General features: G+C 68.8%; 21 protein-coding genes. 7 read left to right on the top strand and 14 right to left on the bottom strand.

What is annotated here, in order from left to right; genetic code table 11:
- Nucleotides 1-2 precede the first annotated feature (2 nt).
- From livH to K6V06_RS13060, 4 genes are all read right to left on the bottom strand, one after another.
- Complete coding sequence (livH, locus tag K6V06_RS13075; RefSeq protein ID WP_222244011.1) at nucleotides 3-929, bottom strand: high-affinity branched-chain amino acid ABC transporter permease LivH; 927 nt, start codon at nucleotides 927-929, stop codon at nucleotides 3-5.
- Between the two features lie 161 nt (nucleotides 930-1,090).
- Nucleotides 1,091-2,206: a branched-chain amino acid ABC transporter substrate-binding protein gene (locus tag K6V06_RS13070; protein WP_222244010.1), complete on the bottom strand. Its 1,116-nt coding sequence runs from the start codon at nucleotides 2,204-2,206 to the stop codon at nucleotides 1,091-1,093.
- A gap of 362 nt (nucleotides 2,207-2,568) precedes the next feature.
- Entirely contained in the window at nucleotides 2,569-3,222 is a 654-nt protein-coding gene (locus K6V06_RS13065) for an SAM-dependent methyltransferase (RefSeq protein WP_222244009.1), read from the bottom strand.
- Nucleotides 3,223-3,340: 118 nt separating this feature from the next.
- The gene (locus tag K6V06_RS13060) at nucleotides 3,341-4,285 is read right to left on the bottom strand and encodes an AraC family transcriptional regulator (RefSeq protein WP_222244008.1); all 945 of its coding nucleotides are present in this window, start codon (nucleotides 4,283-4,285) and stop codon (nucleotides 3,341-3,343) included.
- A 197-nt stretch (nucleotides 4,286-4,482) separates the two neighbouring features.
- Between K6V06_RS13060 and K6V06_RS13055 the strand changes: the two genes are divergently transcribed.
- Together K6V06_RS13055 and K6V06_RS13050 are read left to right on the top strand one after the other, a co-directional pair.
- Nucleotides 4,483-5,022: a carboxymuconolactone decarboxylase family protein gene (locus tag K6V06_RS13055; protein ID WP_222244007.1), complete on the top strand. Its 540-nt coding sequence runs from the start codon at nucleotides 4,483-4,485 to the stop codon at nucleotides 5,020-5,022.
- An 83-nt stretch (nucleotides 5,023-5,105) separates the two neighbouring features.
- The gene (locus K6V06_RS13050; protein ID WP_222244006.1) at nucleotides 5,106-5,252 is read left to right on the top strand and encodes a hypothetical protein; all 147 of its coding nucleotides are present in this window, start codon (nucleotides 5,106-5,108) and stop codon (nucleotides 5,250-5,252) included.
- Between the two features lie 81 nt (nucleotides 5,253-5,333).
- Here the strand turns inward: K6V06_RS13050 and K6V06_RS13045 are convergent, their stop codons facing one another.
- Nucleotides 5,334-6,515: a CaiB/BaiF CoA-transferase family protein gene (locus K6V06_RS13045; protein ID WP_222244005.1), complete on the bottom strand. Its 1,182-nt coding sequence runs from the start codon at nucleotides 6,513-6,515 to the stop codon at nucleotides 5,334-5,336.
- Between the two features lie 117 nt (nucleotides 6,516-6,632).
- Here K6V06_RS13045 and K6V06_RS13040 point away from each other — a divergent pair, with 117 nt between their 5' ends.
- Nucleotides 6,633-7,304 (top strand): nitroreductase, encoded by a 672-nt coding sequence (locus K6V06_RS13040; protein ID WP_222244004.1) that lies wholly within the window; start codon nucleotides 6,633-6,635, stop codon nucleotides 7,302-7,304.
- Here the strand turns inward: K6V06_RS13040 and K6V06_RS13035 are convergent.
- Entirely contained in the window at nucleotides 7,291-8,265 is a 975-nt protein-coding gene (locus K6V06_RS13035; protein WP_222244003.1) for a LysR substrate-binding domain-containing protein, read from the bottom strand. The genes K6V06_RS13040 and K6V06_RS13035 overlap by 14 nt on opposite strands.
- 310 nt (nucleotides 8,266-8,575) lie before the next feature.
- On the opposite strand from K6V06_RS13035, the gene K6V06_RS13030 reads away from it, so the two are divergent.
- Both K6V06_RS13030 and K6V06_RS13025 read left to right on the top strand, forming a co-directional pair.
- Complete coding sequence (locus K6V06_RS13030; protein WP_222244002.1) at nucleotides 8,576-9,628, top strand: tripartite tricarboxylate transporter substrate binding protein; 1,053 nt, start codon at nucleotides 8,576-8,578, stop codon at nucleotides 9,626-9,628.
- A 92-nt stretch (nucleotides 9,629-9,720) separates the two neighbouring features.
- Nucleotides 9,721-11,313, top strand: coding sequence for a gamma-glutamyltransferase family protein (locus K6V06_RS13025; protein ID WP_222244000.1), 1,593 nt, complete (start codon nucleotides 9,721-9,723; stop codon nucleotides 11,311-11,313).
- A 49-nt stretch (nucleotides 11,314-11,362) separates the two neighbouring features.
- Here the strand turns inward: K6V06_RS13025 and K6V06_RS13020 are convergent, their stop codons facing one another.
- The 4 genes from K6V06_RS13020 to K6V06_RS13005 all read right to left on the bottom strand — a co-directional run bounded on the left by K6V06_RS13020 (nucleotide 11,363) and on the right by K6V06_RS13005 (nucleotide 17,679).
- Complete coding sequence (locus K6V06_RS13020; protein WP_222243998.1) at nucleotides 11,363-12,532, bottom strand: zinc-dependent alcohol dehydrogenase; 1,170 nt, start codon at nucleotides 12,530-12,532, stop codon at nucleotides 11,363-11,365.
- A 172-nt stretch (nucleotides 12,533-12,704) separates the two neighbouring features.
- Nucleotides 12,705-15,239, bottom strand: coding sequence for a CHASE2 domain-containing protein (locus tag K6V06_RS13015; RefSeq protein ID WP_222243996.1), 2,535 nt, complete (start codon nucleotides 15,237-15,239; stop codon nucleotides 12,705-12,707).
- 36 nt (nucleotides 15,240-15,275) lie between these two features.
- Complete coding sequence (locus tag K6V06_RS13010) at nucleotides 15,276-16,985, bottom strand: FecR domain-containing protein (protein WP_255581817.1); 1,710 nt, start codon at nucleotides 16,983-16,985, stop codon at nucleotides 15,276-15,278.
- Nucleotides 16,978-17,679: a response regulator transcription factor gene (locus tag K6V06_RS13005; RefSeq protein ID WP_222243994.1), complete on the bottom strand. Its 702-nt coding sequence runs from the start codon at nucleotides 17,677-17,679 to the stop codon at nucleotides 16,978-16,980. Before K6V06_RS13005 ends, K6V06_RS13010 begins: the two co-directional genes overlap by 8 nt.
- 555 nt (nucleotides 17,680-18,234) lie before the next feature.
- On the opposite strand from K6V06_RS13005, the gene K6V06_RS13000 reads away from it, so the two are divergent.
- The gene (locus K6V06_RS13000; RefSeq protein ID WP_222243992.1) at nucleotides 18,235-19,485 is read left to right on the top strand and encodes a diguanylate cyclase; all 1,251 of its coding nucleotides are present in this window, start codon (nucleotides 18,235-18,237) and stop codon (nucleotides 19,483-19,485) included.
- A 26-nt stretch (nucleotides 19,486-19,511) separates the two neighbouring features.
- Here K6V06_RS13000 and K6V06_RS12995 read toward each other — a convergent pair whose 3' ends face one another.
- Nucleotides 19,512-19,862: a hypothetical protein gene (locus K6V06_RS12995; RefSeq protein WP_222243989.1), complete on the bottom strand. Its 351-nt coding sequence runs from the start codon at nucleotides 19,860-19,862 to the stop codon at nucleotides 19,512-19,514.
- 418 nt (nucleotides 19,863-20,280) lie between these two features.
- On the opposite strand from K6V06_RS12995, the gene K6V06_RS12990 reads away from it, so the two are divergent.
- On the top strand, nucleotides 20,281-21,888 hold the full coding sequence (locus K6V06_RS12990) for an alkaline phosphatase (RefSeq protein ID WP_222243987.1): 1,608 nt from the start codon (nucleotides 20,281-20,283) through the stop codon (nucleotides 21,886-21,888).
- Nucleotides 21,889-21,948: 60 nt separating this feature from the next.
- Here K6V06_RS12990 and K6V06_RS12985 read toward each other — a convergent pair whose 3' ends face one another.
- From K6V06_RS12985 to K6V06_RS12975, 3 genes are read right to left on the bottom strand one after another with little or no spacing between them, the layout of a single operon-like run.
- Nucleotides 21,949-22,887: a c-type cytochrome gene (locus K6V06_RS12985; protein WP_222243985.1), complete on the bottom strand. Its 939-nt coding sequence runs from the start codon at nucleotides 22,885-22,887 to the stop codon at nucleotides 21,949-21,951.
- The gene (locus K6V06_RS12980) at nucleotides 22,884-24,653 is read right to left on the bottom strand and encodes a GMC family oxidoreductase (protein ID WP_222243983.1); all 1,770 of its coding nucleotides are present in this window, start codon (nucleotides 24,651-24,653) and stop codon (nucleotides 22,884-22,886) included. Before K6V06_RS12980 ends, K6V06_RS12985 begins: the two co-directional genes overlap by 4 nt.
- Entirely contained in the window at nucleotides 24,650-25,471 is an 822-nt protein-coding gene (locus tag K6V06_RS12975; protein ID WP_222243981.1) for a gluconate 2-dehydrogenase subunit 3 family protein, read from the bottom strand. Before K6V06_RS12975 ends, K6V06_RS12980 begins: the two co-directional genes overlap by 4 nt.
- Nucleotides 25,472-25,555: the final 84 nt, after the last annotated feature.

The following is a 25,555-nucleotide window of genomic DNA, read 5'->3' as shown; positions in this document are numbered from 1 at the left end:
CCTCAGACTTTTTCGACGTCCGGCTTGCCCAGCAGGCCGGTCGGACGGAACAGCAGGATCAGCACCAGCAGGCCGAACGCCACCACGTCCTTGTATTCGGCCGGCATGTAGCCGGAAGCAAAGGTCTCGGCAAGGCCCAGCAGCACGCCGCCCAGCATCGCGCCCGGGATGCTGCCGATACCGCCCAGCACCGCCGCGGTAAACGCCTTGATGCCGGCGACAAAGCCGATGAAGGGATTGAGCTTGCCGATGGTCAGCCCGATCAGCACGCCGCCAGCGGCGGCCAGCATCGCGCCAAGCACGAAGGTGAAGGAGATCACCCGGTTGGTATCGATGCCGAGCAGATTGGCCATGCGCATGTCCTCGGCGCAGGCGCGGCAGGCCCGGCCCATGCGGGAGTGGCCGATGAACAGCGTCAGCGCGACCATCAGCACCAGCGTCACGCCGACGATCAGCAGGCGCGAATACGGCACTGTCACGCTGAAGTCGCCACCCATCTGGAATTCGAGTGCGCCGGTGATCAGCACCGGCACCGACACGTCGCGCGCGCCCTGGCCGATCTGCACGTAGTTCTGCAGGAAGATGGACATGCCGATGGCGGAGATCAGCGGCACCAGGCGCGGCCCGCCACGCAGGGGGCGGTAGGCGACGCGCTCGACCGCGAAGCCGTAGGCCCCAGTGACGAGCACCGACACCAGCAGCGCGGCGCCGAGCACCAGCGGCAACGGGTAGCCGGCGGAGATGCCGATCGCGGTCAGCGTCACCAGGCCCACGTAGGCGCCGATCATGTAGATCTCGCCGTGGGCGAAGTTGATCATGCCGATGATGCCGTAGACCATCGTGTAGCCGATGGCGATCAACGCATAGATGGAGCCCAGCGTCAGGCCGTTGACCAGCTGCTGGGTAAACTGAGGTAGGAAATCGTTCATGGGATGCGTCCCGTCAGTGCGGCACGCCGGCGCCGCGGTGCGCGGCGGGCATGCCTGTCGCCCGGCCTTCCTGATCGAGGAAGGCGCGACCCACGCGGCCTGGCCATATCAAAACGCCCCGCTCGGCGACGAACGGGGCGTTGGCACTACCGCGCCGGGAATCAGTTGGCGGCGGTCTTGGTGGCGTCCTTGTGCCAGGTGTAGACGACGAACTTGAACGACTTCAGGTCGCCCTGCGCGTCGTACTCGACCTTGCCGATCGGGGTCTGGAAGCTGTTCTTGTGCATGTAGGCGGCAACCTTGACCGGGTCGGTGCTCTTGGCGCCGGCGATGGCGTCGCCAATGATCTTGACCGCGGCATAGGCCGGCATCTGGAACGGGCCGTTGGCGTCGCGCTTCTTGTCGGCGAAGGCCTTGACCAGGCCCGCGTTGGCGGGATCGGCCGTGAAGTCGGCCGGCAGCGTCACCAGCATGCCTTCCGAGGCCGGGCCGGCGATGGCGGTCACGTCCTTGTTGCCCACGCCCTCAGGCCCCATGAAGGTCGCCTTCACGCCCTGCTCGCGCGCCTGGCGCAGCAGCAGGCCCATTTCCGGGTGATAGCCGCCGAAGTAGACGAAATCCACGCCTTGCGACTTCAGCTTGGTGATCACCGCCGAATAGTCCGAGTCGCCGGCGTTGATGCCTTCGAACACCACCACCGGAATCTTGGCGGCGTCCAGGTCCTTCTTCACCGACGAGGCGATGCCCTGGCCGTACGACTGCTTGTCGTGCAGCACGGCGACCTTCTTCGGCTTGACCTTGTTGATGATGTGCTGGGCAGCGGCCGGACCCTGCTGGTCATCGCGGCCGATGGTGCGGAAGATCATCTTGCGCTTCTTGCCCTCGGTCAGCTGCGGCGCCGTGGCCGACGGCGTCACCATCACGACACCTTCGTTCTCGTAGATGTCGGCCGCGGGAATGGTCGAGCCCGAGCAGACGTGGCCGATCACGTAGCGCACGCCCTGGCTGACGATCTTGTTGGCAACGGCGACGGCCTGCTTCGGCTCGCAGGCATCGTCCATCAGCACCACTTCGAACTTGTTGCCGCCCGCGCCGCCCGCGGCATTGATCTGCTCGATGGCGGTCAGCGCACCGGCCTTGACCATGTCGCCGTACTGGGCGACCGAGCCGCTCATGGGACCGGCGATGGCGATCTTGACGGTTTCCGCGTTGGCGCTGGCGCCGAAAGCCACCAGTGCGGCGGCCAGGGAAAGGGAAGTAAGACGGGACGGCTTCATCAGGAGCTCCTCGATTCGTATTCTTTGGGTCATCCAGGCTCAAGGCTTGGACGTGCGCAAAATCGAAGAACTCCCCGGCGAGGTGACAGGCTTGGTCGGAGGGCGCGCACGCACGACCGCGGATCAGGCCTTATGAGGGCACCACATGACCACGTTCTTGGTATTGCGCAGGCCAATCGCCCGCCTGCCCGCCGCACAGTGCGGGACCGGGTAGGTCCGTTCGGTGTCAGCCAGGTGGCCGCATTATAAGGCGATTCCCGGCCCCCGCCATGCGCAATGCACAATAACGGGGCCCGACTAGGGTAAACGCTGTCCCGGCGGCGCCGCCGGGCTGTCACAGCCGGGGGATTTTCGCCGCAGCACTATTGTCCCGCCTCGCGCTGGCTGGCACACAGGCCGTCCGCAGTCCACGTCTGCACCAGAAAATCCGGCTCCCGGTAGCTGCAGCAGGCCCGCAGTCCCGACTCCCGGCCCAGCACCCGATGCACCGTTTCGCTGTCGCAGGCGCGCTCGGCGAACGGATGCAGCCAGTGGCAGGCAAGCAGCAGGCCGTCGCGCCGCATCGACGCGCGGATGCGCCGCCCGAGCGCGCCCACCTCGTCCTCGTTCAGGTAGTAGGCGAACTCGCTGACCACCACCAGGTCGAACCGGCCCTCGGGCCACTGCGCCGGCACGGCCATCTGCCTCACCTCGGCATGCGGCACCTTGCCGATGCGCCGGCGCGCGGCCTCCACCGCCCTGGCATGGCGGTCCGCGGCGATCAGATGGCCGCAGCGCGGCACCAGTGCCGCGGTCAGCTCGCCATTGGCGCAGCCCGGCTCGAACGCGCTGGCAAAGCGCGGCCGATCCAGCATTGCCATTAGCAGGGCGCGCTTGCGCGCCTCGAACCAGCGGTCGCGGTAGTGCCAGGGATCGTCGCCGTGGGCGTAGACGGCGTCGAAGTAGCTGGACGGCGTGCCGGCGCCGGCCGGTCCCTGCTGCCGGCGCGTCGGCGCCGTTGCCCTGGATGTCGTCATCACGGTCCTCCTGCTCGAGAAGCGGGCCGCCTCCGGGGCACGGGCGGCCCGTCACCTGGTTGCTCGGCACCAGTATAGTCAGCGCTCCTCGCATCCCTGCCCGCTCATCCCCTTCCCTTCACGCCGATGCGCGCCGGCGTTCGGCGCGCCATGCCCTGGGGCCCGTGCCGTAGTGCTGCCGGAACACCCTGCCAAAGGCCGCCTGGGACTGATAACCGCACTGCTGGCCGACCGCGGCGATGGGCGCGTTGCCGCTCTCGAGCAGCGTGGCGGCGCGCTGCATGCGCAGGCGGGTCAGCAGTTCGAGCGGCGTGGTCTGCCCCAGGCCCGCGAAGCGCCGCGCCAGCGTGGCGCGCGACATGTTGGCCAGCGCGGCAAGCCCTGCCACGCTCCAGGGCCGCTCCGGGGCATCGAACATCGCCTGCACCGCTCGCGCCAGCCGCCCATCGGCCATCAAGGCGAGCAGGCCGGTCGCGACCGTGCCGCGCGCAAGCACCGTGCGCAGCAACCCGGTGAACAGCGCCGTGGAAAGCTCGCCGACGATGGCCTGGCTGCCGGGCTGCGGATGGGCGGCTTCCGTGCGCATCATCTCCAGCAGGCCGCGCAACCAGCGGCTGTCGTCCTGTCCGGCGGTGCCGATATGCAGCACCTCGGGCAACGCCTGCAGCAGCATCGCACCCGGCGCGCCCAGCGTGAAGGTCCCGCACAGCATGTCGAGGTCGTCGTCCTGCCGCCGCTCGGCGCTGCCCTTCAGCGACACCTCGTTGACCACGCCGTTGAAGCGCGTGCGCGTGCGGGAGGCCGGTCCGCGCCCATGCGCGCCGCCGGCAAACAGCAGATGGTGGGCGGCGCCGCGCGGAAACAGCACGATATCGCCGGGCGCCAGGCGCAGCGGTGCCGCGAGACCCTCGATGCGCGCCTCGCCTTGCAGGATTGCATGATAGGGAATGCGGCCCGGCGCCGTCTGGGCATGGGCGGCAGTCCAGGGCGCCGCGATGCGGCAGCGCAGGTCCAGCGTGCCGGTCGGCGACAGCAGCTGCACCAGCGTACTGAGCGGGTCCATGTCGGCATTCCCTCCGGGTTGAGACGATCGAGCAAAAACAGGCGCCATTCTATGCCGATCGAATCGTCTCGCCGCCACACAATGCAATCCATGGACGCCGCCGCTGTGCAAGCCGGTCAGGAATGCGAAGCGGCGGCAGCCAGCACCGATCAACCGGGCCGCCGAGCGGCCCACTGTCTCAGGAAAGGAAATCCATCATGTCCCGCATGCAAACCATCGATCCCCGCAATGCCACCGGCCAGGCCGCCGAGCTGTTCGCGAACATCAAGCGCGCCGTGGGCAAGGTGCCCAACGCCTATGCGGCAATCGGCAGCCAGGCACCCGCCGTGCTCGCCAACGTGCTGCAGACGGGCACCGTGCTCAAGAGCGCCTCCGCGCTGTCGGCACGCGAACTGGAGGCCATCAACCTCGCCGTCAGCGAGCTGAGCGGCTGCGATTACTGTGTCGCTGCCCATACCATGACGGGCAAGCTCGCCGGGTACTCCGCGGAGCAGACGCGCAAGCTGCGCGCCGGTGCCTACGACGACGATGCGAGGATCGACGCCCTGGTGCGCTTTGCCAGCACGCTGGTGAAGACCTCGGGCACGCTGCCCGCCGACGCGGTCCGGGCAGTGCGCGAGGCCGGCTTCGACGACCGCCAGATCACCGAGGCGATCCTCGCGATCAGCGCGATTCTTTTCACCAACATGTTCAACCGCGTCAACGACACCGTGGTCGACTTCCCTCGGCCGGAGTAAGGCGGAATGCCGGGCCGGCCGCGACGCCGCCCGGCACGATCCATGCGTGGAAACGGCTTCCCCCCACTTCACCGAGCTGTCTCATGCGTCAAGATGAAAGGTATGGCACCAATGCCGAAGGCGCCCGCGAGTCGACCCGGCCGGGCAAGCGCCGCGTGTTCACCAGTCCGATACTGTGGATCGCGGTGGCCCTGGCCATCGTCGCGTTTATCGTCCTCCCAATGTGGTGATGCGGCATCTCGCCGGGCTGCCAGACGCCCGGCGTGGCCGCCCCCTTCCCCTGCTGCCCCCGCCCTTCGACCGTTCCTCCGCTAGCCGCGCCCGTCCTGCTCCCTTTCTGCTTGCGCAGGCAAAATCGCGCCGCTCGCGACCAGCCGCGCGATCGCCTCGTCGTCCAGCCCCCAGTCCGACAACACCGCCGCGGTATCGGTCCCCGCCCGTACCGGCCCGCGTGGCGCAACCGGTGGCGTGGCGGAAAAGCGCGGGGCCGGGGCCGGCTGCAGGACCCCATCGATTTCGATGAAGGTGCCGCGCGCGCGGTTGTGCGGATGCGCCGGCGCCTCGTCCCAGTCGAGCACCGGCGCGAAACAGGCATCGGTGCCTTCAAGCAGCGCGCACCATTGCGGGCGGGTGCGCGAGCGGAACAGGTCGGCGAGCCTTGCCTTCAGCGACGGCCAGCGCGACCGATCCTGCTGGTCGGCGAAATCGGCATCGTCGATGCCGCAGCGTTGCATCAACTCCTGATAGAACTGCGGCTCCAGCGCGCCCACCGCAATCGCCTTGCCGTCCGCGCAGAGATAGGTGGTGTAGTAGTGCGCGCCGCCATCGAGCAGATTTTCCCCGCGCCGGTTGGTCCACGAACCGGCCGCGTGAAAGCCATACATCATCGCCCCGAGCAGCGCGGCACCATCGGTCATGGCGGCGTCCACCACCTGCCCCCTGCCGCTGCCGCGGCTCTCGAGCACCGCGCAAACCACGCCGAAGGCCAGCATCATCGCGCCGCCGCCGAAGTCGCCGATATAGTTCAGGGGCACCGCCGGCGGCTCGCCGGGGTTGCCGATCGCGTGCAGCGCGCCGCTCAGGGCGATGTAGTTCAGATCGTGGCCGGCGGCCTGCGCCAGCGGACCATGCTGGCCCCAACCGGTCATGCGCCCATACACCAGCCGCGGGTTGCGCCCGAGACAGGGCTCGGGCCCCAGCCCCAGCCGCTCCATCACGCCGGGGCGAAAGCCCTCGACCAGCACGTCGGCCCGCTCGACCAGCGCCAGCACGGCGTCCGCGCCGCCGGGCGCCTTCAGGTCGATGGCGACGCTGCGGCGACCGCGCGCGGTCACGTCGAAGCGGACCTCGTCGGGCATCACGTGCGCCCGATGTCCGGGGCGGTCGATCCGCACGACTTCCGCCCCCATGTCCGCCAGCATCATCGCGCAGAACGGCGCGGGGCCAAGCCCCGCCATTTCGACGACTTTCAAGCCATGCAACGGTCCGGCCATGGGTGTCTCCTTGTATTGGGAAGCAACTCGGCAAGACCTTAGCATGCGATATCCTGCGGGTGCTCCCCCTCTCCCGCTTGCCGGAGAGAGGCGCAAACCAACAGCCCTCTCGACTCCATGAACGTCAGCGAAGCGATTGCCTCCCGCCGCTCGATACGCGGCTTCCTCGACCGGCCCGTCCCGCCCGAGCTGATCCGGCGCATCGTCGAGCAGGCCGCGCGCGCGCCGTCCGGCGGCAATCTGCAGCCATGGCATATCCAGGTGGTCGCGGGCGAGCCGCTGCAGGAGCTGAAGGCCATCATGCGCCGCCGGATCGAGGAGGCGCCGCGCGGCGAGCCCAAGGAGTACGACACCTATCCCGAGGAGCTGGTCTCCCCCTACAAGGAGCGCCGGTATCGGATCGGCGAGGACCTGTACGGCCAGCTCGGCATTCCGCGCGAGGACAAGCCCGCGCGGCGAGCCTGGTTCGCTCGCAACTTCCAGTTCTTCGGCGCGCCGCTGGCGCTGTTCTGCTCGATCGACCGGCGCATGGGACCGCCGCAATGGTCGGACTGCGGCATGTACCTGCAGAACGTCATGCTGTTGCTGCGCGAGGCCGGGCTCGACAGCTGCCCGCAGGAATGCTGGGCGATGTATCCGCAGACGATGCAGCGCTTCCTCGGCCTGCCGCCGCACCAGATGCTGTTTACGGGCATGGCGATCGGCTATGCCGATCCGGATGCGCCCGCCAACCGCCTGCACGCCGGGCGGGCTTCCACCAGCGAGTTCTGCCAGTTCATCGGGCTGTAGCCGGCATCGGCGCCACAGCCGTGCGCACATGCGGGCGCGCTTCCTCCCTCTGCGCTTCGGCCTGCCCGCTCTCCAGCATCTGCCATAGCGCGTGCAAGGTGGGATTGGCGCTTTGCATCGGGCGCCAGGCGCAGATCTCCAGCGTCGAGCACCAGCTGGCATTACCCGCGCGGACCAGGACACCACTGGCCAGCGCGTCGGCCGCCGTGCTGTACGGCAGCCATGCCACGCCGTTGCCCTCGCCGGCCATCTTCAGCAGCAGCATCGCCATATCGGCTTCGTAACACCGGACCAGCCGGCCGTGCGCCCGCTTCTGTTCCAGGATGCCGTCGACCATGCGGCCCAGCGTGGTGCTGGCGGTATAGCCCAGAAAGGGAATCGGGCGCTCCACCGCGGCATCGAGCGACCACAGCGGCCGCCCCTGCGCGTCAGGCACCGACACCGGCAGCAACATGTCGCCACCCACCGTAAGGCTGCGAAAGCGGTCCGGATCGAGCGACACCGGCACTTGCGGATGGTTGTAGCCCAGCATCAGATCGCAGCTGCCTTCGGACAGCGCCACCACGGCGTCCAGCACATTCGCCGCGACCACGCGCGCGTTGAATTCACCGAAGCGGCCCCGGCACAGCTTCAGCCAGGACGGCAGGAAGGTGAGCGACAAGGTGTTGCCTGCCGCGATGTCGATGGCCGCCCCGGGCAGCGTCTGTTCGCGCCGCGCGGCCGCGCGGGCATCGAGCAGCAGCGCGCAAGCCTGCCCCGCCGCCTCGCAGAACCGGATTCCGGCACTGGTCAGGGCGAGCGGATAGATAGTGCGGTCCACCAGCTGCGCGCCGGCCCAATCTTCCAGCGACCGGATGCGGCGCGACAGGGCGGACTGCGTGATGTGCCGCAGCTCGGCGGCACGGGAAAAGCTGCGCGTGCGCTCGAGCACGAGCAGGTCCTCGATCCATTTCAGTTGCATCGTCGTTGGTCTGGCGCTGTACTGACCGGCAGGCGTATCCTGCCCATACGTCCCATTCCGATCTCGCATAAGGGCATCGCCGATCCGCATTCGCTTACGCACGGAGCGTGCCTAGAATGTCCCTTCCCAACAGCGATCCCCGGCAACGACCGGGTCCGGCATGACAGGCGCCACAGAGCCGCGCACCGAATTCGTCCCGTGGGACGGCGGAAAGCGGCCAGCGTCAGGTGTTCCGCAACCCTCGGATCACCGCCATCGCGCGCGGCGGATGCCGCGCGCTGGCAGGGTCCTACTCGGAGTCATCCAGATCATGTTCATGCAGTCGCTCCATCGCGCGCGCACCGTCTCGGCGCATGCGCGCACCATCCTGAAGGCCGGCTCCATGAAAGCCGGCTCCCGGAAGGCCGGCCTGCTCGCCGCGTTCGGACTGGCCACCGCGCTGGCCGCGCCAGCCGCCCTGGCGGAGTATCCCGACCGGCCGATCCAGCTGGTGCTGTCGTTCCCGCCGGCGGGCGCCACCGATGTGCTGGCGCGCGCGGTCGGACAGCGCCTGTCGCAGGTACTGCAGCAGCCGGTGGTGGTCGAGAACCGCCCAGGCGCCGGCGGCGCCATCGGCATGTCCTTCGCCGCCAAGGCGGCGCCGGACGGCTATACGCTGTACCTCGCCGCCGTCAGCAATGCGGCCATCGCGGCGGCCACCTACTCCAGCCAGCCGGCGAATCTCGCCACCGATTTCGTGCCGGTCGCCGCCATCGGCAACGTGCCGCACATCCTGGTGGTGCCGGCCTCCCTGCCGGTGCAGAACGTGTCGCAGCTGGTGCAGTATCTGAAGGCGGCACCGGGCAAGTACAACTTCGCCTCGCAGGGCGCCGGCACCCTGTCGCACCTGGAATCGGAACTGTTCCGCCTGCGCACCGGCGTGGACGTGCTCCACGTCCCCTACAAGGGCAGCGCCTTCGCCCTTCCAGACCTGATGGCCGGCCGCGCCGCGATGATGTTCGACAGCATTCCCGCCGCGCTGCCGCATGTGAAGTCCGGCAAGTTGCGCCTGCTGGCGGTGGCGTCGGAGAAGCGCGTGTCCTCCCTGCCCGAAGCGAAGACCATGGGCGAGGAAGGGGTCGCGGACTTCAAGGTCAACAACCTGTTCGGTCTGGTGGCGCCCAAGGGAACGCCGCCTGCCGTGGTCAGGAAGCTCGAAGGCGCGATGAAGACCGTGCTGGCGATGCCGGAGCTGGTGCAATCGCTCGAAGCCCAGGGGGTGCAGGTCGATTTCCGCCCGGCCGAGCCGTTCGGCCGCATGATCGCGGACGAAATGCGCCAATGGAGCAAGGTGGCCCAGGCCGCCAGGGTGAAGATCGACTGACGCGGCCGCAGGGCCGGCGTTTTTTGGCAGTCCTCGGGAACGGCCCGGCCTCGATGCGGCCGCCGTCCCGTTTTTTTGGCACTTTCCCAACCATGAACGACTTCTGGAACTTCCCCTATCGGGCGCAACGAGTGCCCGTGCTGGCCGACAATGTGGTCGCCACCTCCCAGCCGCTGGCGGCGGCGGCCGGGCTGCGCATGCTGGCGCGCGGCGGCAACGCGGTAGACGCGGCGCTCGCCACGGCGATCGCGCTGACCGTCGTCGAGCCGTGCATGAACGGCATCGGCGGCGACGCCTTCGCGCTGATCTGGGATGGTGCGAAGCTGCACGGCCTGAATGCCTCCGGCCGCGCGCCCCGCGCCTGGACCGCGGAGTCGTTCTCCGGCCATGACGAGATGCCCTTCAAGGGCTGGGACAGCGTGACGGTGCCCGGCGCCGTATCGGGCTGGAGGGCCACCTGGGAGAAGTTCGGCACGCTGCCGTTCGAGGATCTGTTCGAACCGGCGCTCGAATACGCGCGCAACGGCTTCGTCGTGTCGCCGACCGTGCATCGGCAATGGCAGGCGCAGATCCCGGTGCTGGGCGACCAGCCAGGCTTTGCCGAGTCGTTCGCCCCGCGCGGGCGCGCGCCGTTGCCCGCCGAGCGTTTCCTCTGCCCCGGCCAGGCCGACACGCTGGAGGCCATCGCCCGAAGCGGTGGCGAAGAGTTCTATCGCGGCGCGCTGGCGGCAAGGATCGCCGCCTTTGCCCGTGCCACCGGCGGGCGCATCGACGAGGCCGACCTGGCCGCGCACCGCGCGGACTGGGTCGAGCCGATCCGGCGCGCCTATCGCGACCTGGAGCTCTACGAGATCGGTCCGAACGGCCAGGGCATTGGCGCACTGATGGCGCTGGGCATGCTGGAGCAGTGGGACCTGGCGGGGTCGAGCCTCGACTCCACAGCCACCATGCATCTGCAGATCGAGGCGATGAAGCTCGCCTTCGCCGACCTGCATGAATACGTGGGCGACCATGAAGCGATGACCGCCGTCACCGCGCGCCATTTGCTGGACGACGCCTACCTCGCCCAGCGCGGGCGCGCCATCGACCCGCGCCGCGCCGCATACCCGGGCGCCGGCAAGCCGCATAGCGGCGGCACGGTCTACCTGACCGCCGCCGATTCGAGCGGCATGATGGTGTCGTACATCCAGTCCAACTTCAAGGGCTTCGGCTCGGGCGTGGTCGTGCCGGGGACTGGCATCGCCCTGCACAACCGCGGCTGGGGCTTCTCGCTCAGGCCCGGGCATCCCAACCAGGTCGCGCCAGGCAAGCGGCCGTTTCACACCATCATTCCCGGCTTCCTGATGCGTGGCGGCCGGCCGCTGGCGTCGTTCGGCGTGATGGGCGGCTCGATGCAGGCGCAGGGCCACGTACAGATGACCAGCCGTATTGCGGACTTCGGCCAGAATCCGCAGGCCGCGGCGGACGCGCCGCGCTGGCGCGTGCTGGACGACAATCGGGGCGTATCGGTCGAGGCGCACTGCCCTGCGCAGACTGTGCAGGGGCTGCTCGACCTTGGCCATGCGGTGGAGGTGGCGCCGGCCGACAGCCTCGAGTTCGGCGGCGCGCAGATGGCAATGCGGCTGGACCACGGCTATGCGGCCGCCTCGGACTACCGCAAGGACGGCTATCCGGTCGGCTTCTGACGCAGCTTGCGCGAACGGGGACGGGTGCCCCGTTCGCCAGGCCGTCGCATCAAGGCGTCATCACCACCTTGATGCAGCCGTCGTGCTTGTCGCGGAACGTCTCGTACATCGACGCGCCTTCGGACAGCGGCACACGGTGCGTGATGACGAAGGTCGGGTCGATCTGCTTGTCGATGATCCGCTGCAGCAGGTCGTCGGTCCAGCGGTTCACGTGGGTCTGGCCGGTGCGCAGCGTCAGCGACTTGTTCATCATCGCGCCCATCGGGATCTTGTCGACCAGTCCGCCATAGACGCCGGGCACCGACAGGATGCCGCCCGGCCGGCAGACATAGATCATTTCCCGCAGCACGTGCGGCCGGTCGGTCTCCAGCATCACCGCCTGCTTGACGCGGTCATAGATCGAGTCCAGCGAGCGCGTCGCATGCGCTTCGAGACCGACGGCATCGATGCACTTCTCCGGGCCCTTGCCCCTGGTCAGTTCGTTCAGCGCCTCGAGCACGCTCTGGTTATCGAAGTCGATGGGGATCGCGCCAAGCTGCTTCGCCATCGCCAGCCGCTCCGGCACGCGATCGATGGCGATGACCTGCTTTGCCCCCATCAGCAGCGCGCTGAGAATGCAGAACTGCCCGACCGGGCCTGCGCCCCAGATCGCGACGGTGTCATCGGGCTGGATGTCGCACTGCGCCGCCGCCTGCCAGCCAGTGGGCAGGATGTCGCCAAGGAACAGCACCTGATCGTCGGTAAGGTCCGGCGGCACCTTGACCGGCGCGACATCGGCATAGGGCACGCGCACGTATTCGGCCTGCCCGCCGGCGTAGCCGCCGGTCAGGTGGCTGTAGCCGAACAGGCCGGCCGTGCTATGGCCGAACATCTTGTCGCCGGCTTCCTTGTTGCGGTTGGTGCGCTCACACACCGAGAAATTGCCGCGGCGACACTGGTCGCATTCGCCGCAGATGATGGTGAACGGCACCACCACGCGGTCGCCCACGCGCAGGTGCTTGTTCTCGGCCCCGACCTCGACCACCTCGCCCATGAACTCGTGGCCCATGATGTCGCCGTGCTCCATGCCGGGAACGAAGCCATCGTACAGATGCAGGTCCGAACCGCAGATCGCGCAGCTGCTGACCTTGATGATCGCGTCGCGCGGATGTTCGATCACGGGGTCGGGCACCGTGTCGTAGCGAATGTCGTGTTTCCCATGCCAGCAGAGCGCCTTCATGGTGGTCTCCCATTGCGAGGGCACGCCAGTCGTGCCGTTGCGCTGGGCCGATGCAAAGCGCGTTCCACATGCGGTGACGCCGCTACCCGGGCGCGCCGGGACCCGGCGAAGCGGGCAAGTCCGCGCCTTGCGGTGCTCAAGTTACACGACGCTGCACTTCTTTCACGGGAAATCAGTTCGGCAGCAGGATATCGAAGGTCGCGCCCGCCCCCGGCTCGCTGTGCACCGCGATCTGGCCGCCGTGCCGCTCGATGACCGTCTTGACGAAGACCAGTCCCAGCCCGCTGCCGTCCCGTACCGGCCGGCCTTCGCCCTGCAGGCGGCTGAACGGCTGGAAGATGCGCGCCTGCTCGTGCTGCGGAATGCCGGGGCCCTGATCGGAGATCGAGATGCGCAGCGCCGCCCCGGGCGACACTGGCGTGGCGGGCGCGTCCCGGCCGGACGCCGCGGCGACGGTGCTGGCGACCGTTTCGCGCGCGGCGCGCAGGGTCACGGTCGTGCCGGCCGGACTGTACTTGATGGCATTGTCGAGCAGGTTGCAGACCGCGCGCATCAGCAGCATCGGCTCGGCCTGCAGCGTCATCTCTTCCGGCGAGATCTCCAGCGACACCTTGATATGGCGAGCGTGCGCCAGCGCCCACAGTGCATCCGCCGCATCCATCAGCACCGTGGCGAGGTCGGTCTCGACAAAGCGCAGATGCTGCGATTCGGCGCGCGCCAGCTGGATGAAGTCGTCCGCCAGCGCCAGCGTGCGGCCGGCATGATGGCGGATCCGCTCCATCAGCACGGCCGGCTCCAGGGCCCGCTCCGGGTCCGCCTGCAGTTCGACCAGCGCCAGGATGGACGCCTGCGGCGAGCGCATGTCGTGCGAGATGAAGCGCAGCGTTTCCTCGCGCTGCCGCTCGGCAAGCCGGACCTGCGTGATATCGACGAAGCTGATGCTGAACCCCTCGACACCGCCGGCATCGCCCCGCAACGGCGCGCCGCGCACCAGCACCGCACGCTGGTCGCGCGTTTGCAGCTCCACGCCCCCGCGCTCGCGCGCGAGGTCCGCCGCCGGCTCGGCGCCGGGCACGTCGCCGCCCGCGGTGGCGCGCAGGCGTTGCCAATAATCCAGCGCGGGCTGGGGCAAGGCAATGATCTCCGCCATCACGGCGGCCAGTTGCGGCCCGGGCACGGCCTCTGCGGCACGGCCCGCGGCCGCGAGGGCGACCGGGTCGGGCGGGAGGGCCGCCAGCGTGCGCGGCGCCATCGCCAGCGCGCGGGCATTGGCGAGCAGCACGGTGCCTTGCGGATCGCAGATCAGCGTGGCGTCGGGCAGGCTCTCCAGCCCGTCGGACAGAAAGCGCCGCATATCGCGCAGGCGCTGAATCATCCGGTACAGGACCGTCATCCGCGTGTCCAGCGTCTGCCCCGCTGCCGGCGGTGCGGTCCGCGCGGCGCCCGGCAGGGGCGACTCGCCTTCGAGCCGCCTGGCCTCGCGCGACAGGAAGGCCAGCGTCCATTCCTGCCGGCGCCAGCTCCACAACGGATAGAACAGCATGCAGCCGAGCATGGCCGACACGGGCGAGAACCACAGTCGGCCCGCCCCGAGCAGCAGCACGCTGAGCAGCAGCAAGGCGACCAGCAGCGCCGCGTTCGCCACCAGGCCGTTGCGGGGCGACAGCAGCAGCGCCGCCAGGCAACCGAGCAGGATGGCGGCCGCGGTCATCGCGTTGACCGCCGCCGCTGGCAGCGCGACGATGCCCTGGTCATCGAGCAGGGTCTGCGTCGCATTGGCCAGCAGCTCGACGCCACTGATGCCATCACCGCGGCGCGACATCGGCGCGGCGAACATGTCGCCCAGCCCCGTGGCAACGGCGCCGATCAGCACGGTCTTGCCGCGCAGCGCCTCGCCTGGTACTGCGCCGTTCATCAGGTCGAGCGCCGACAGGGTCGTGAAGGTGCCCGGCGGGCCGGCGAAGGGGATGCGCAGCCGGTATTGCCGCTCCCAGCCCCCGTCGGCATGCTCGCGGACATCCTCGGCCCGATACCGGGACAGCGGCTGCGCCGCCTTGCCGATCTGGATCATGCGCACCACCAGGTGATCCAGCCATTCTCCCTGCCGCCCCTCGCGCAACCAGATATGGCGGGCCAGGCCGTCGCTGTCCAGGGTGATATTGATGTGGCCGACCGCCGCGCGCAACTCGGGCAGCGGATAGCGGATCCGGTAGCCGCCCGGCACGGGATCGGCCATCGCGGGCAGCACCACGTTGCCGGCCCGGGCGATGCTGGCGGCCAGCATCCGGTCATCGTCGGGATGGAGCCGGTCCGGCTCGACCAGCAGCACATCGACGCCGATCACCGCCGCGCCGCCGGCCGACACGCGATCGATCAGGTCGGCCAGCACGGCGCGCCGCCAGGGCCAGCGCCCCACGCCCTGCAGCGAGCGGTCATCGATCGCCACGATCACGATGTCCGGGCGCGCGGCGTGTGGCTGCGCCGCGATACCCACGTCGTAGATGGCGCGGTCCAGGCGCTTGCCCCAGTCGAAGTGGCTGCGGCTCAGCGCAAGCGCCACCACCAGCAGCGTCAGCAACAGCCACTCCACCAGCGTGCGGACATGGAACCCGCCAATGAGCCCGCCGACGCGGGATTGCGGCCGCTGCGATCCACCGCCGTCCGGGTGGCGGTGTGCGCCGTCGTTCGGCTGATTGACCCTGCTCATGCTGCGCTCCGGCGGCCTGTCCTGTGAATGTTCCCGTCAGCCGCCGCGACGCAGCGGCCCGGCGCCCGCACCGACGGCGCCGCCCGTGCCATCGCGCAGCAGATCGAACAGTTCGATCCGTTGCGCCGGCGAGAACGGCGATACCGTGCCATCGGCCTCCCGGCGGGCCACGCGGAACCAGTACGGGCCGGCGGTGGGCCGCGCCAGCGCGGCTTCCGTGCCCTGCACGATGCGGTCCTCGACGATTCGCTCGAAGGCGGGGTCGGCGGCAAGCTGCACGCGATAGGCGACCTCGCCCGCCTCGCTGACGGTATCGCGCACGCCCTGCGGCGCGGAACCGCTGGCGCTCCAGCGCAGCCGCAGCGCGCCATTGCTGTCCTCGCTCAACGTCGCGGTGGGCAGCGCCGGCAACAGGCGGAAGGCCACCGGCTCGCTCCATGGCCCCGGCTCGCCCTTGTCATCCAGCGATCGCACGCGCCACCACCAGCTGCCCGGCGTCAATTGCTGAGCGCTGCCGGTGTCCCGGGTGCGCAGCCGCACCGCGGGCGAACCGAACCCGGCGTCGCCCGCCACCTCCAGCTCGTATTGCGCGGCCGTTTCCACCGCCGCCCAGCTGAACGGGACAGTGGCCCCATACTCGCGGCCGGCCTGGGCCGGCTCGAGCGTAAACGGCGCCGGGGGGTTGAGGCGCACCAGCAGCTTCGCCGTCCCCGGGTTACCGGCCAGACGCGCGTCGTCGATGGCGCGCACCGACAGGAAGACCTCGCCATCGGGCAGGCCGGTGACACGGGCCGAGGGTCGCTGCACGACACCGGAGAACAATTGCTCGGTCAGCGCCTCGTCGCGCGTTGCAACCACCAGATAGCCGGCCGCGCCCTGCACCGGCTGCCAGGCAAGCTCGGTTTCGTCGTCGTAGACCGGCCCGGGCGGCAGCGGCGGCAGCACCGGCGCCGGCAGCAGCTTGCGCGGGGCGCCGGGCTTGCCGTCGCGGGAAATCGCCACGCCGAAACCGGCAGGCACGCGCTGCCGGCCGGACTTCGCGCTGACCGCGACCTCGCCCTCCAGCACCGTGCCCACGCCGATCCCCTGTCCGGGCTGGCCGGCATCCACATCGAAGCGGGTGCCGCGCACGCCTGTCACCATCATCGGCGTACGCACCTCGAAGCGGCCCACGCCGCCGCCTTCCGGCGCGACGCGCGATTCCATCGCGCCGGCTTCGAGCTGCACGACCGTATCCACCAAACCCGTACCGGCGAAGGCCCGCAGCCGGCGCAGCTGCAGCCGCGTGCGCGGCGGTACGACCGCACGGCTGCCGTCCTGCAGTTCGAACGTCACAAGTCCATCCACGCCGGTTTCCACGGAGGCGGACTCGTGCACCGCCGCGTGCAACCGCGCCGGCTTGCCATCGAGCCTGACATCCCCGACCAGCGATACCACGCGCGCCTGCGCGCCAACCACCGGGATGCGGTCCAGCGGAATGCGGATCAGGGAGCCGACCTTGAGACGGTAGGGATCCGCCACGCGGTTCAACCGCTGCAACGCATGCCATTGACCGGCATCGCCGGTATAGCGCTGGGCGAGCGCGATCAGGGTGTCCTCGCTCTCCACTCGATACAGGAAGTACTTGCCATCCGCGCCGGCCGGTCCGGCCAGCGCGGCGGCCGACGCCAGGCCGGTCAGGCATGCTGCTGCGACGCGCAGCAAGCCGAGGCGCGGCATGGCGCGCCCCCGCGCTCGGTCACGCATCGTTGCTCACCTCACAGCGCTCGAAGCGGTAGCCGTACGAGTAGACCGAGGCCAGGCGCACCCCATGTTCGGGCCGCAGGCCAAGCTTGACGCGCAGCCGGGACAGATGGGTGTCCAGCGTGCGCGACCCTGCGCCCATCGAACGGCCCCACACCGCCTGCTCGACCACGTCGCGCGGCAGCAGGCGGTCCATGTTGCGAAACAGATAGAGCGCGAGATCGAACTCGCGCGGCGCGACGTCGATTTCCTCGCCGTTCAGGCTGACGGTACGGGCCAGCGGGTCCAGCCGATAGCCCCCGACCACGATCGCCTCGTGGGCCGGTGCCGTCGGATAACTGCGGCGCAGCAGCGCGCCGACCCGGGCGACCAGTTCGCCCCGCCGCACCGGCTTGACCATGTAGTCATCGGCGCCGCTCGCCAGGCCGGCAACGATGTCCTCTTCCAGCGAACGGCTGGTCAGGAACAGGATGGGCGGGTACTGGCCGGAACGCTGGCGGACATGGGTCACCACCTCCTGGCCGCTGATGTCCGGCAGTTGCCAGTCCATTACCAGCAGGTCATACGAACGTTCGCGCATCGCACGCAGCAGCGCGTTTCCGCCGGAGTAGCTGTCGCATTGGTGTCCAGCGCCGATCAGGATCTGCTGGATCAGTTCTGCCTGACTGGGATCGTCTTCGACCGAGGCAATGTTCATTGTTATTGCTCTTCTTGAGTGCTCATGCAGCCCTTCCCCCAAGAGGAAGTGGCGCGCGAGGCTCGAATTTGTTTCGAAATTGTAACCTGCGGGGCCAGGAAAGCGCCTTCATCACCGCATGCCAGGAGACGCGCGGGACAAAGCCCTCCCTTCAACGGCAGCGGCCCCGGAATATGAAGCCACCCCCGGAAGCGGCGGCTGCAGGAGGCACCCGACTTCCCGTCCATGTCTTGAAACGCAGTCAATAACGCTCGATCGGAATCGTATCCAAGTGCACTAAAAGGCAATGTCAACAATTGTCAAACCTTGCCCCGGGGACCGCCTCTGTGACGTTGGCACCGCTAGAATTCGCCCCATTCTTAAGAGCGATTTAAGCGGCGCTTAGCGCGGCTGACAGCGCGAGCTCCTGCCCCGCAGGGCATTCAGGCCGCGCGACAGGGGAAACGGCACGCTGTCCGGCTCTGCCGGGCCGGGCGCGTCGCCATGGCCGCGACGGCCCGTATTCCCACGCTGACGGACTGCTGGCCTCACGGCCCGTATCAATAGAGAGAGTCGATGCTGCCTGATTCCGGAACTGCCTACCTTCCCCTGCTGGCGCTGTTTGCCAGCACGCTGGGCCTGTCGCTCGGTCTTCGCCGTCGGCCGGGCCATTCCACGGGCGATCGTGGCTGGGCCGGCGCGCATGCGCTGGCCTCGCTCGGTGGCATGGTGATGGTGATCTGCGCACTGACGCCCTCGGTGCTGACCATCGTTGCCGCGCATGCCCTCGGGCTTGCCGCGCAACTCCGTCTGCTCAAGACGCTGTCGCCCTCGCCCCTGCGCTGGGCGAAGCCGGCCAGGCGCGGCTTGCCGGTGGGGGCGGTGGCAGCGGTGCTGCTGTTCGCCGTGCTTGCCGTATCCGGCGAGCCGGCCGGCGCGGGACATCTGCTGGCGGTGCTTGGCCACAGCGCCACCGCGGCGCTGGCATGGAGGGCGCTGTGGCTGCTCACCGGCGAGCGACGCGCGCGTGCCGGCTTCGGTCATTCGCTCGTTGCCGTAGCGAGCTGCGCCCAGTTGTGCGCGCAATGCCTGTTCCTCGCCATGACGCTTGCCGCGGACAGCAGCCTGCCCCCGTATGCCTCCGCTGCGGATGCCGCTGGTCTGCTGGCGCAGGCGCCGCTGCTGCTGATGCTGATCGCGCTGCTGTCCGGCATGGTCGGTCATGCGCTGCTTTGCGCCGAACGCCTGGTCGCCGAACAGGTGGCGCGCGCGCGTCTGGATCCGCTGACCGGCCTGCTGCATCGCGGCGCGCTGGAAGACGCGGCCCTGTCGTTGGCGGCGCGCGCGGCCGACGACGCCACGCCGTTCTGCTGCCTGGTGATCGATGTCGACCGCTTCAAGCGGATCAACGATGGCGCCGGCCATCTGGCCGGCGATGCGGTACTGCGGCGGGTCGCCGATGCGGTGCGCCGCGCCAGCCGGACCACCGACGTGGCGGCACGCTTCGGTGGCGAGGAATTCTGCCTGCTGTGTCCGCGCACCACCGCCGAGGAAGCGCAGGTGCTGGCCGAGCGCATTCGCGCCCGCATTGCGTCGATCGCGCTGCCGGCGGAGCTGGGCGGCCATGCCAGCGTCAGTATCGGGATTGCCCAGGCGCGGCCGCACCGGGATGCGCGGCAGGCCTGGGAACAGCTGTTTGCGCAGGCGGACCGCGCGCTTTATCGCGCCAAGCGCGACGGGCGCAACCGTGTGGTCAGTGCCTGTGCGGATGACACGGCGACGTCAGCGGAACCGTGGAGCGCCGCCTGCATCGCCGCCGGTGGCTGACACGCCGCGGCGACACCGGCGGGCCATCAATTCTGCTCCCGCGTGCAATAGGTCACGCGCAGCCAGGACAGGCCGACACAGACCCCGTACAACAGGCCGCCGAAGATCACCCCGCCGCCAATGTCCGGCCGCTCCGGATACGCAAGCAGCAGAATCCCGCCGACGCCCGCGACGATCAGCGGGGGACCGCCAAGGATCGCCGCTGCCGTATAGGGGCCGTTGATGCAGTCGTTGATCCGCTGCATCCTGGCAGCCTCTTCGTCCCAACGGCTTCGCGGCTCCACCCTCCATGGCCTGATATCGTCCTCGTCCTCCACTGCCGGCGCCAGCTGTATCAACGGCTCCAGATTCCCGTTGATCGTTGACTCGCGTGCCATGCCTGGTACGGCTGGTATGCCTAGCATCGATTTCTCCCAAAGGTCAGTGATTGAGCGCCGTGACACTGGCCGGTTCACGGCGACAGCGCGACGAGTCGAGCCCAATGCTCGCCCTCGGCGACCGTGAGCCGATACTAGACGTGCTGCCGGCCGGTTTCGGTTCCTTCACGGCTGCAAGCACACAGGAAGCGACAGGCATGGACGCCGTGGTTAAGGGACCAGCGCGCTGTCGCACCGATCCCGGACGCACCTCCCTCTTCTTCGCCGGGAGCGCGCTCCACGCGCAGCGCCCTGCCGCCGGTAACATTCGCTCACAACAATGACGCTCGCGGCGCCTGCCCACGGCTGCGGCGTCATTTTTCCTTAGCATTGCCCCGATACCGTTTGCGCCTTCCCCGCAACCACACGAGGCAGGCACATGACCCGATCTTCCTATCCCCGTCGACGCTTCCTGATCCAGACCGGCGCGCTCGGCCTGGGCGCGAGCTTCGGACTCGCGGCATGCGGTTCCGACGATTCCGGACCCGATGCGCCGGCGGTAATCGTTCCCGACAGTGCACGGCCGAAGCTGCCCGACGGCATCCAGATCGGCGATGCCGGCAACGGCCGGGCGATCGTGTGGGCACGCGCCGACCGGGTGGCCCGCATGCGGGTCGAATATGACACCACCGATCGCTTCAGCAACGTCAGGCAGGTCCTCGGGCCGACCGTGAGCGAGGCGACCGACTACACCGGCAGGATCGAACTGACCGGGCTACCCGCTGGCGAGACCATCTTCCTGCGCGTGGCCTACGACAGCATCGACAACCCGAGCGCCACCGGCATCGTCGTGCCGGGGCACTTCCGCACCTCGCCGCGCCCGGACGCCAGCCGCCCGGTCCGCTTCGTCTGGGGCGGCGACGTTGCTGGCCAGGGCTGGGGCATCAATCCCGAGTTCGGCGGCATGAAGATCTACGAGGCGATGCGCCGCCGCGAGCCGGACTTCTTCCTGCACAGCGGCGACACCATCTATGCGGACGGCCCGATCCTGGCCGAAGTCAAAGCCGAGGGCGACCGTCTGTGGAAGAACATCGTCACGCCGCAGGTCGCCAAGGTGGCCGAGACGCTGGACGAATACCGCGGCCGCTATCGCTATAACCTGATGGACGAGAACGTGCGCCGCTTCTCGGCCGAAGTGCCGCAGATCTGGCAATGGGACGACCATGAGGTCACCAACAACTGGTCCTCGAGCAAGGACCTGAGCGCCGACACCCGCTATACCGAGAAGAACATCGACACGCTGGTGGCCCGCGCGACGCAGGCCTTCCGCGAGTACGCACCCATGCCGCTCGGCAGTGCCGGGCAGGAACAGACCATCTACCGCAAGGTTTCCCATGGTCCGCTGCTCGACGTCTTCGTGCTGGACATGCGCAGCTATCGCGGACCCAACACCGCCAACCTGCAGACTGCCGAAGGACCCGAGACCGCGTTCCTCGGCGAGGCGCAGATCGCGTGGCTGATCGACGGCCTGAAGCAGTCCCAGGCCACCTGGAAGATCGTCGCCGCCGACATGCCGATCGGCCTGTGGGTGCCGGACGGCAAGGATGCCAGCGGCAACAGCCGCTGGGAGGCCATCGCCAACGGCAACGACGGCGAGGCGCTGGGCCGGGAACTGGAGATCGCCCGCGTGCTACGCGGGATCAAGGCGGTGCCCAACGTCGTCTGGCTCACCGCCGACGTGCACTACTGCGCCGCCCACTACTACGATCCGGCCGCCGCGCGCTTCACCGACTTCGCGCCGTTCTGGGAGTTTGTCGCCGGTCCGTTGAACGCCGGCACCTTCGGCCCAAACGCGCTGGACAGCACCTTCGGTCCGCAACTGGTCTTCCAGAAGGCGCCGCCCGAAGGCCAGTCCAACCTGTCGCCGTTCTCGGGCTACCAGTTCTTCGGTGAGGTCAATATCGATCCGGGGACCCGTGCGCTGACGGTGGACCTGCGCGACCTCGACGGCGTGAGCCAGTTCAGCAAGACGCTGGCGCCCGCCTGACCCGCAGCCAGCACCGGTGACCCACGACGCTGGCCGCTCCGCCACCAGCGGCAAGCGTCGTTACCGGCTGCCGCCGGTCGCGTAGAACTGCGCCAGCGCCTGCGAATCGGCCTCGCCCAGCCGCTGGGCGATCGCCCGCATCGCCGCGTCCTGGTCGTTATGCCGGGTACCGTTGCGAAACGCAGCCAGCTGTCGCACCAGGTAGTCCGCCGGCTGGCCCGTGAGCCGGGGCAGCAGGAATCCCTGACCCTCGCCGGACACCCCATGGCAGTTGGCGCAGGCAGGCAGCGCCCGCGCATTGTCGCCTTCGGCATGCAGCTTGAGCGCGGGCGATGCCGTCCCTTCCGCCAGTGTCAGCGCCGGCGCCGGCAGCTCGCCATAGTGGCGGGACACCGCCGCGATGTCTTCTTCGGACAGCGCCCTGGCGATCGGCGTCATGATCGGATCGTTGCGCCTGCCTTCCCGATAGTCGACCAGCTGCTTGGCCAGATAGTCGGCCGACAGCCCGACCAGCGCGGGGAACGCCCCTGCATTGGCGGGAGCGGCGGGGGCCGCCTGTCCCGCGGCCGCTGGCGCCCCTCCGGCATGACACGACACGCACGCCGCCGCACCCGCCCCGTTGCCGTTCGCCGCAATGGTCGCGCCGCGCTGCGGCGCCTGCTCGCCCGATGTCCGCACCATCCGCGACCAGTCCGGCTCGCGTGGCATGAAGTCGGTCGACTGCCGCGTTTCGGGCTCGCTGGCGGCGGCGATCGGTGCCGAGGCAGGCGGCGCCTGCTTCAGCGCGGCCGTGGCGGTGCGCGGCCCTTCCGCTTCATCCTGCGCCACGGGGCGCGGGCCGACGATGTCGGGCCACATCTGGTAGAGCACGCCGACAATGGGCGCCGCGCCGGCAATCAGCACCAGCGCGGTGACGAAGTAGGTGGCCGAAACACGGGAGGGCGGCGCGTCTGCGTGCGGCTCCCCGGCACCGGGCGTCGAGTCGGGCGTGGTCTTCATGTCATCAGCTTCCCGGGTGCCTTGACGTAGCTGCGCTTGACCGCCTCGACAATCCAGTAGGCGGTGGCGCCAACCGTCGCGGTCGGATTGAAGTTCGAGTTCTGCGGAAACAGGCTTGCCCCGGTGACAAAGACATTCGGCACATCCCAGCATTGGCCGAAGCGATTGACCACGCTGTTGGCGGGATCGCTGCCCATTGCGGCGCCGCCGTTCAGGTGCGTCGATTGATAGGCGGTGGCGGTAAACGGCCGCTTGCGCGGACCCGGCTCGGTCCGGGTCACGCCCCGCATGGCCTTGCCGACTTCATCGCCGCGCGCGGTCAGGAAGGCCGACAGCCGGATATCGTTGTCCGGCAGGTCGTAGGTGATGCGCAGCAGCGGCAGGCCCCACGCATCGCGGTACGTCGGATCCAGATCGAGATAGGCCCCGCGCGACGGCATTGCCGAGCCGGTGATGGTGATCGACGCCGAATGGTTGTAGTAGCGCTTGACCGCGCGCTTCCATTCGCTGCCCCACTGCGGCGTGCCTTGTGGCGTCGGGTGGTAGCTGATCGGCGCGCCGCTGACAACCTGGATCTGGATATAGCCGCCGCCCACGAAACCATGCGGGCCGTGATCGAAGTTGTCGGCGCTGAAATCGTCCATCGTCACCGCGGCCGCGCCCGCCCCCATGAAGGGGTTCAAATGGGTCTTCTCGTCGAAGAACAGGTTGACCCCGGAGGTGGTCTGGTGCGTGTAGTTGCGTCCCACCACGCCCTGCCCGCTCGCCGGGTCATACGGCTTGCCGATGCCCGACAGCAACAGCAGCCGCACGTTATGTACGCTGAATGCGCACAGGAACACCATGTCGGCCGGCTGGAAGACCTCCTCGCCGGTCGCGTCGGCATACACGACGCCACGAGCCGTCTTGCGATCCTTGTCCAGCTCGACGCGCAACACATGCGCGCCGGTGCGCAGCTCGAAGGTATCGAGCTTCATCGCCACGGGCAGCACGCATACCTGGGGCGAGGCCTTGGCGAAATGCTCGCAGCCGAAGTTGGAGCAGAAGCCGCAGTACACGCACGCGCTCATCGGCAGGCCTTCGCTGTTCACATAAGGCCGTGTCGATAACGCGGAAGGCTGGATGTACGGGTGATAGCCAAGCTTGGCGGCCGCCTCGCCAAACAGTGCCGAGGCGAACGGCACCTTCATTGGCGGATTCGGATAGGGCCGCGACCGCCAGGGCTCGAAGGGATTGCCGCCGGGCTGCAGCTTGCCCTTCAGATTGCCCGCGTAGCCCGACGCGCCGATCAGATAGTCGAAGCGGTCGTAGTACGGCTCGAGCTCGTCGTAGCCGAGGGGCCAGTCCTGCGCGGTCAGGTCCGGATCGAAGATCTTCTCGCCATAGCGCTTGCTGTAATGGCTGCGCAGCTTGAAGTCGGTCGGATCGAAGCGGTAGTACGCGCCGGACCAGTGATTGCCGGCGCCACCGAGATGCGTGCCCGGGTAGGCGAACTGCCAGCGACGCATCGGCAAGGCGGTCTGGCTGGTGTTGTTGCGGAACGTGAAGGTCTCCGTCGCCGTGTTCTGATGCAGCGCATGCCGGCGCGTGTAGCGCAGCTCGTCATGCACGCCCGGCGCCTGGAAATCGGGCGACGGCCAGCGCGCCTCGCCGCGCTCCAGCACCACCACCCGATGGCCCGCCGCCGCCAGCTCCTTGCCGATCACCGAGCCGGTCCAGCCGCCGCCGACGATCACCGCGTCGACGCGATCCATGGTCTTGCTCATCGGCGCGCCCCCGCTGCGGAAGCCGGTGCGGCTGGGGCACGGCCGGGCTGCGCCCCCGACGCACCGTGCGGCTCGCCGCCATGGCGATGGCCGACCGCACGCGCCATCGCGATCGACATCGGTGGACGGACATAGGCGACGTTGTGCCGCTCGATGTCGTTGGTGTAGCTGGCATAGACCCCCGGAAAGCCCAGCAGCTTCCAGCCGATCATGTCGCGGTTGCCGCCGTAGATCGGGTCGGAGAAGAAGCCCTCCATCGTGCCGTCGAGCAGCAGCTGGAAGAACACCTTCGATGGCAAGGGCCCCAGATCGACGTCGCCCTTCTGCATCGCCGTGAGGAGCGCATCCTGCTGCTGCGCCGGCAACTGCGAGAACGACTTGCCGCCGTGCTGCCGCGCCGCGGCCGCATCCATCCTCGACAGTCCTTCCCGGAACATCTCCGCCGGCGTCAGCGCCATCTGGTAGCCCTGTTCCGGCGTGCCGCTCTGGAAGGGACCGTGGCGATAGAAATTGTCCCCGCTACCCCACGCGCCGGCGAGCTGACGGTCCAGATACTCCGTGACGCAGGCCTCCTTCGCCCCCGGGCCGAGCTCGTCGTTGGGAATCAACCGCGTCACGATGGCATCCACGGTAATTCTTTCGCGCTCGTTGAAAAAATGGGACACACCGCTGCCGGCCGGCGCGGAGCAAACCGAGGCGCCAGTCTCCGTTGCCGCGACCGTATCGCGCACCAGCGCGCCGGTCGCCGCAGTGGCGGGCAAACCCGCCCCCAATGCCTTCAACAGCGTGCGCCGCAAAGGCGCGAAGGGTTTCGTCATGGCGGTGCTCCTCGGAAAGCGCAGGGTCATGCAAGAAGCGTGGCAAGACAGCGTGAACGTCACCTATCGTGACGAAACCCGCTG

It is taken from the genome of Cupriavidus sp. AU9028 (genome assembly GCF_019795295.1).
Classification (GTDB): Bacteria; Pseudomonadota; Gammaproteobacteria; order Burkholderiales; family Burkholderiaceae; genus Cupriavidus.
This window is presented reverse-complemented; position numbering and strand designations above follow the sequence as displayed.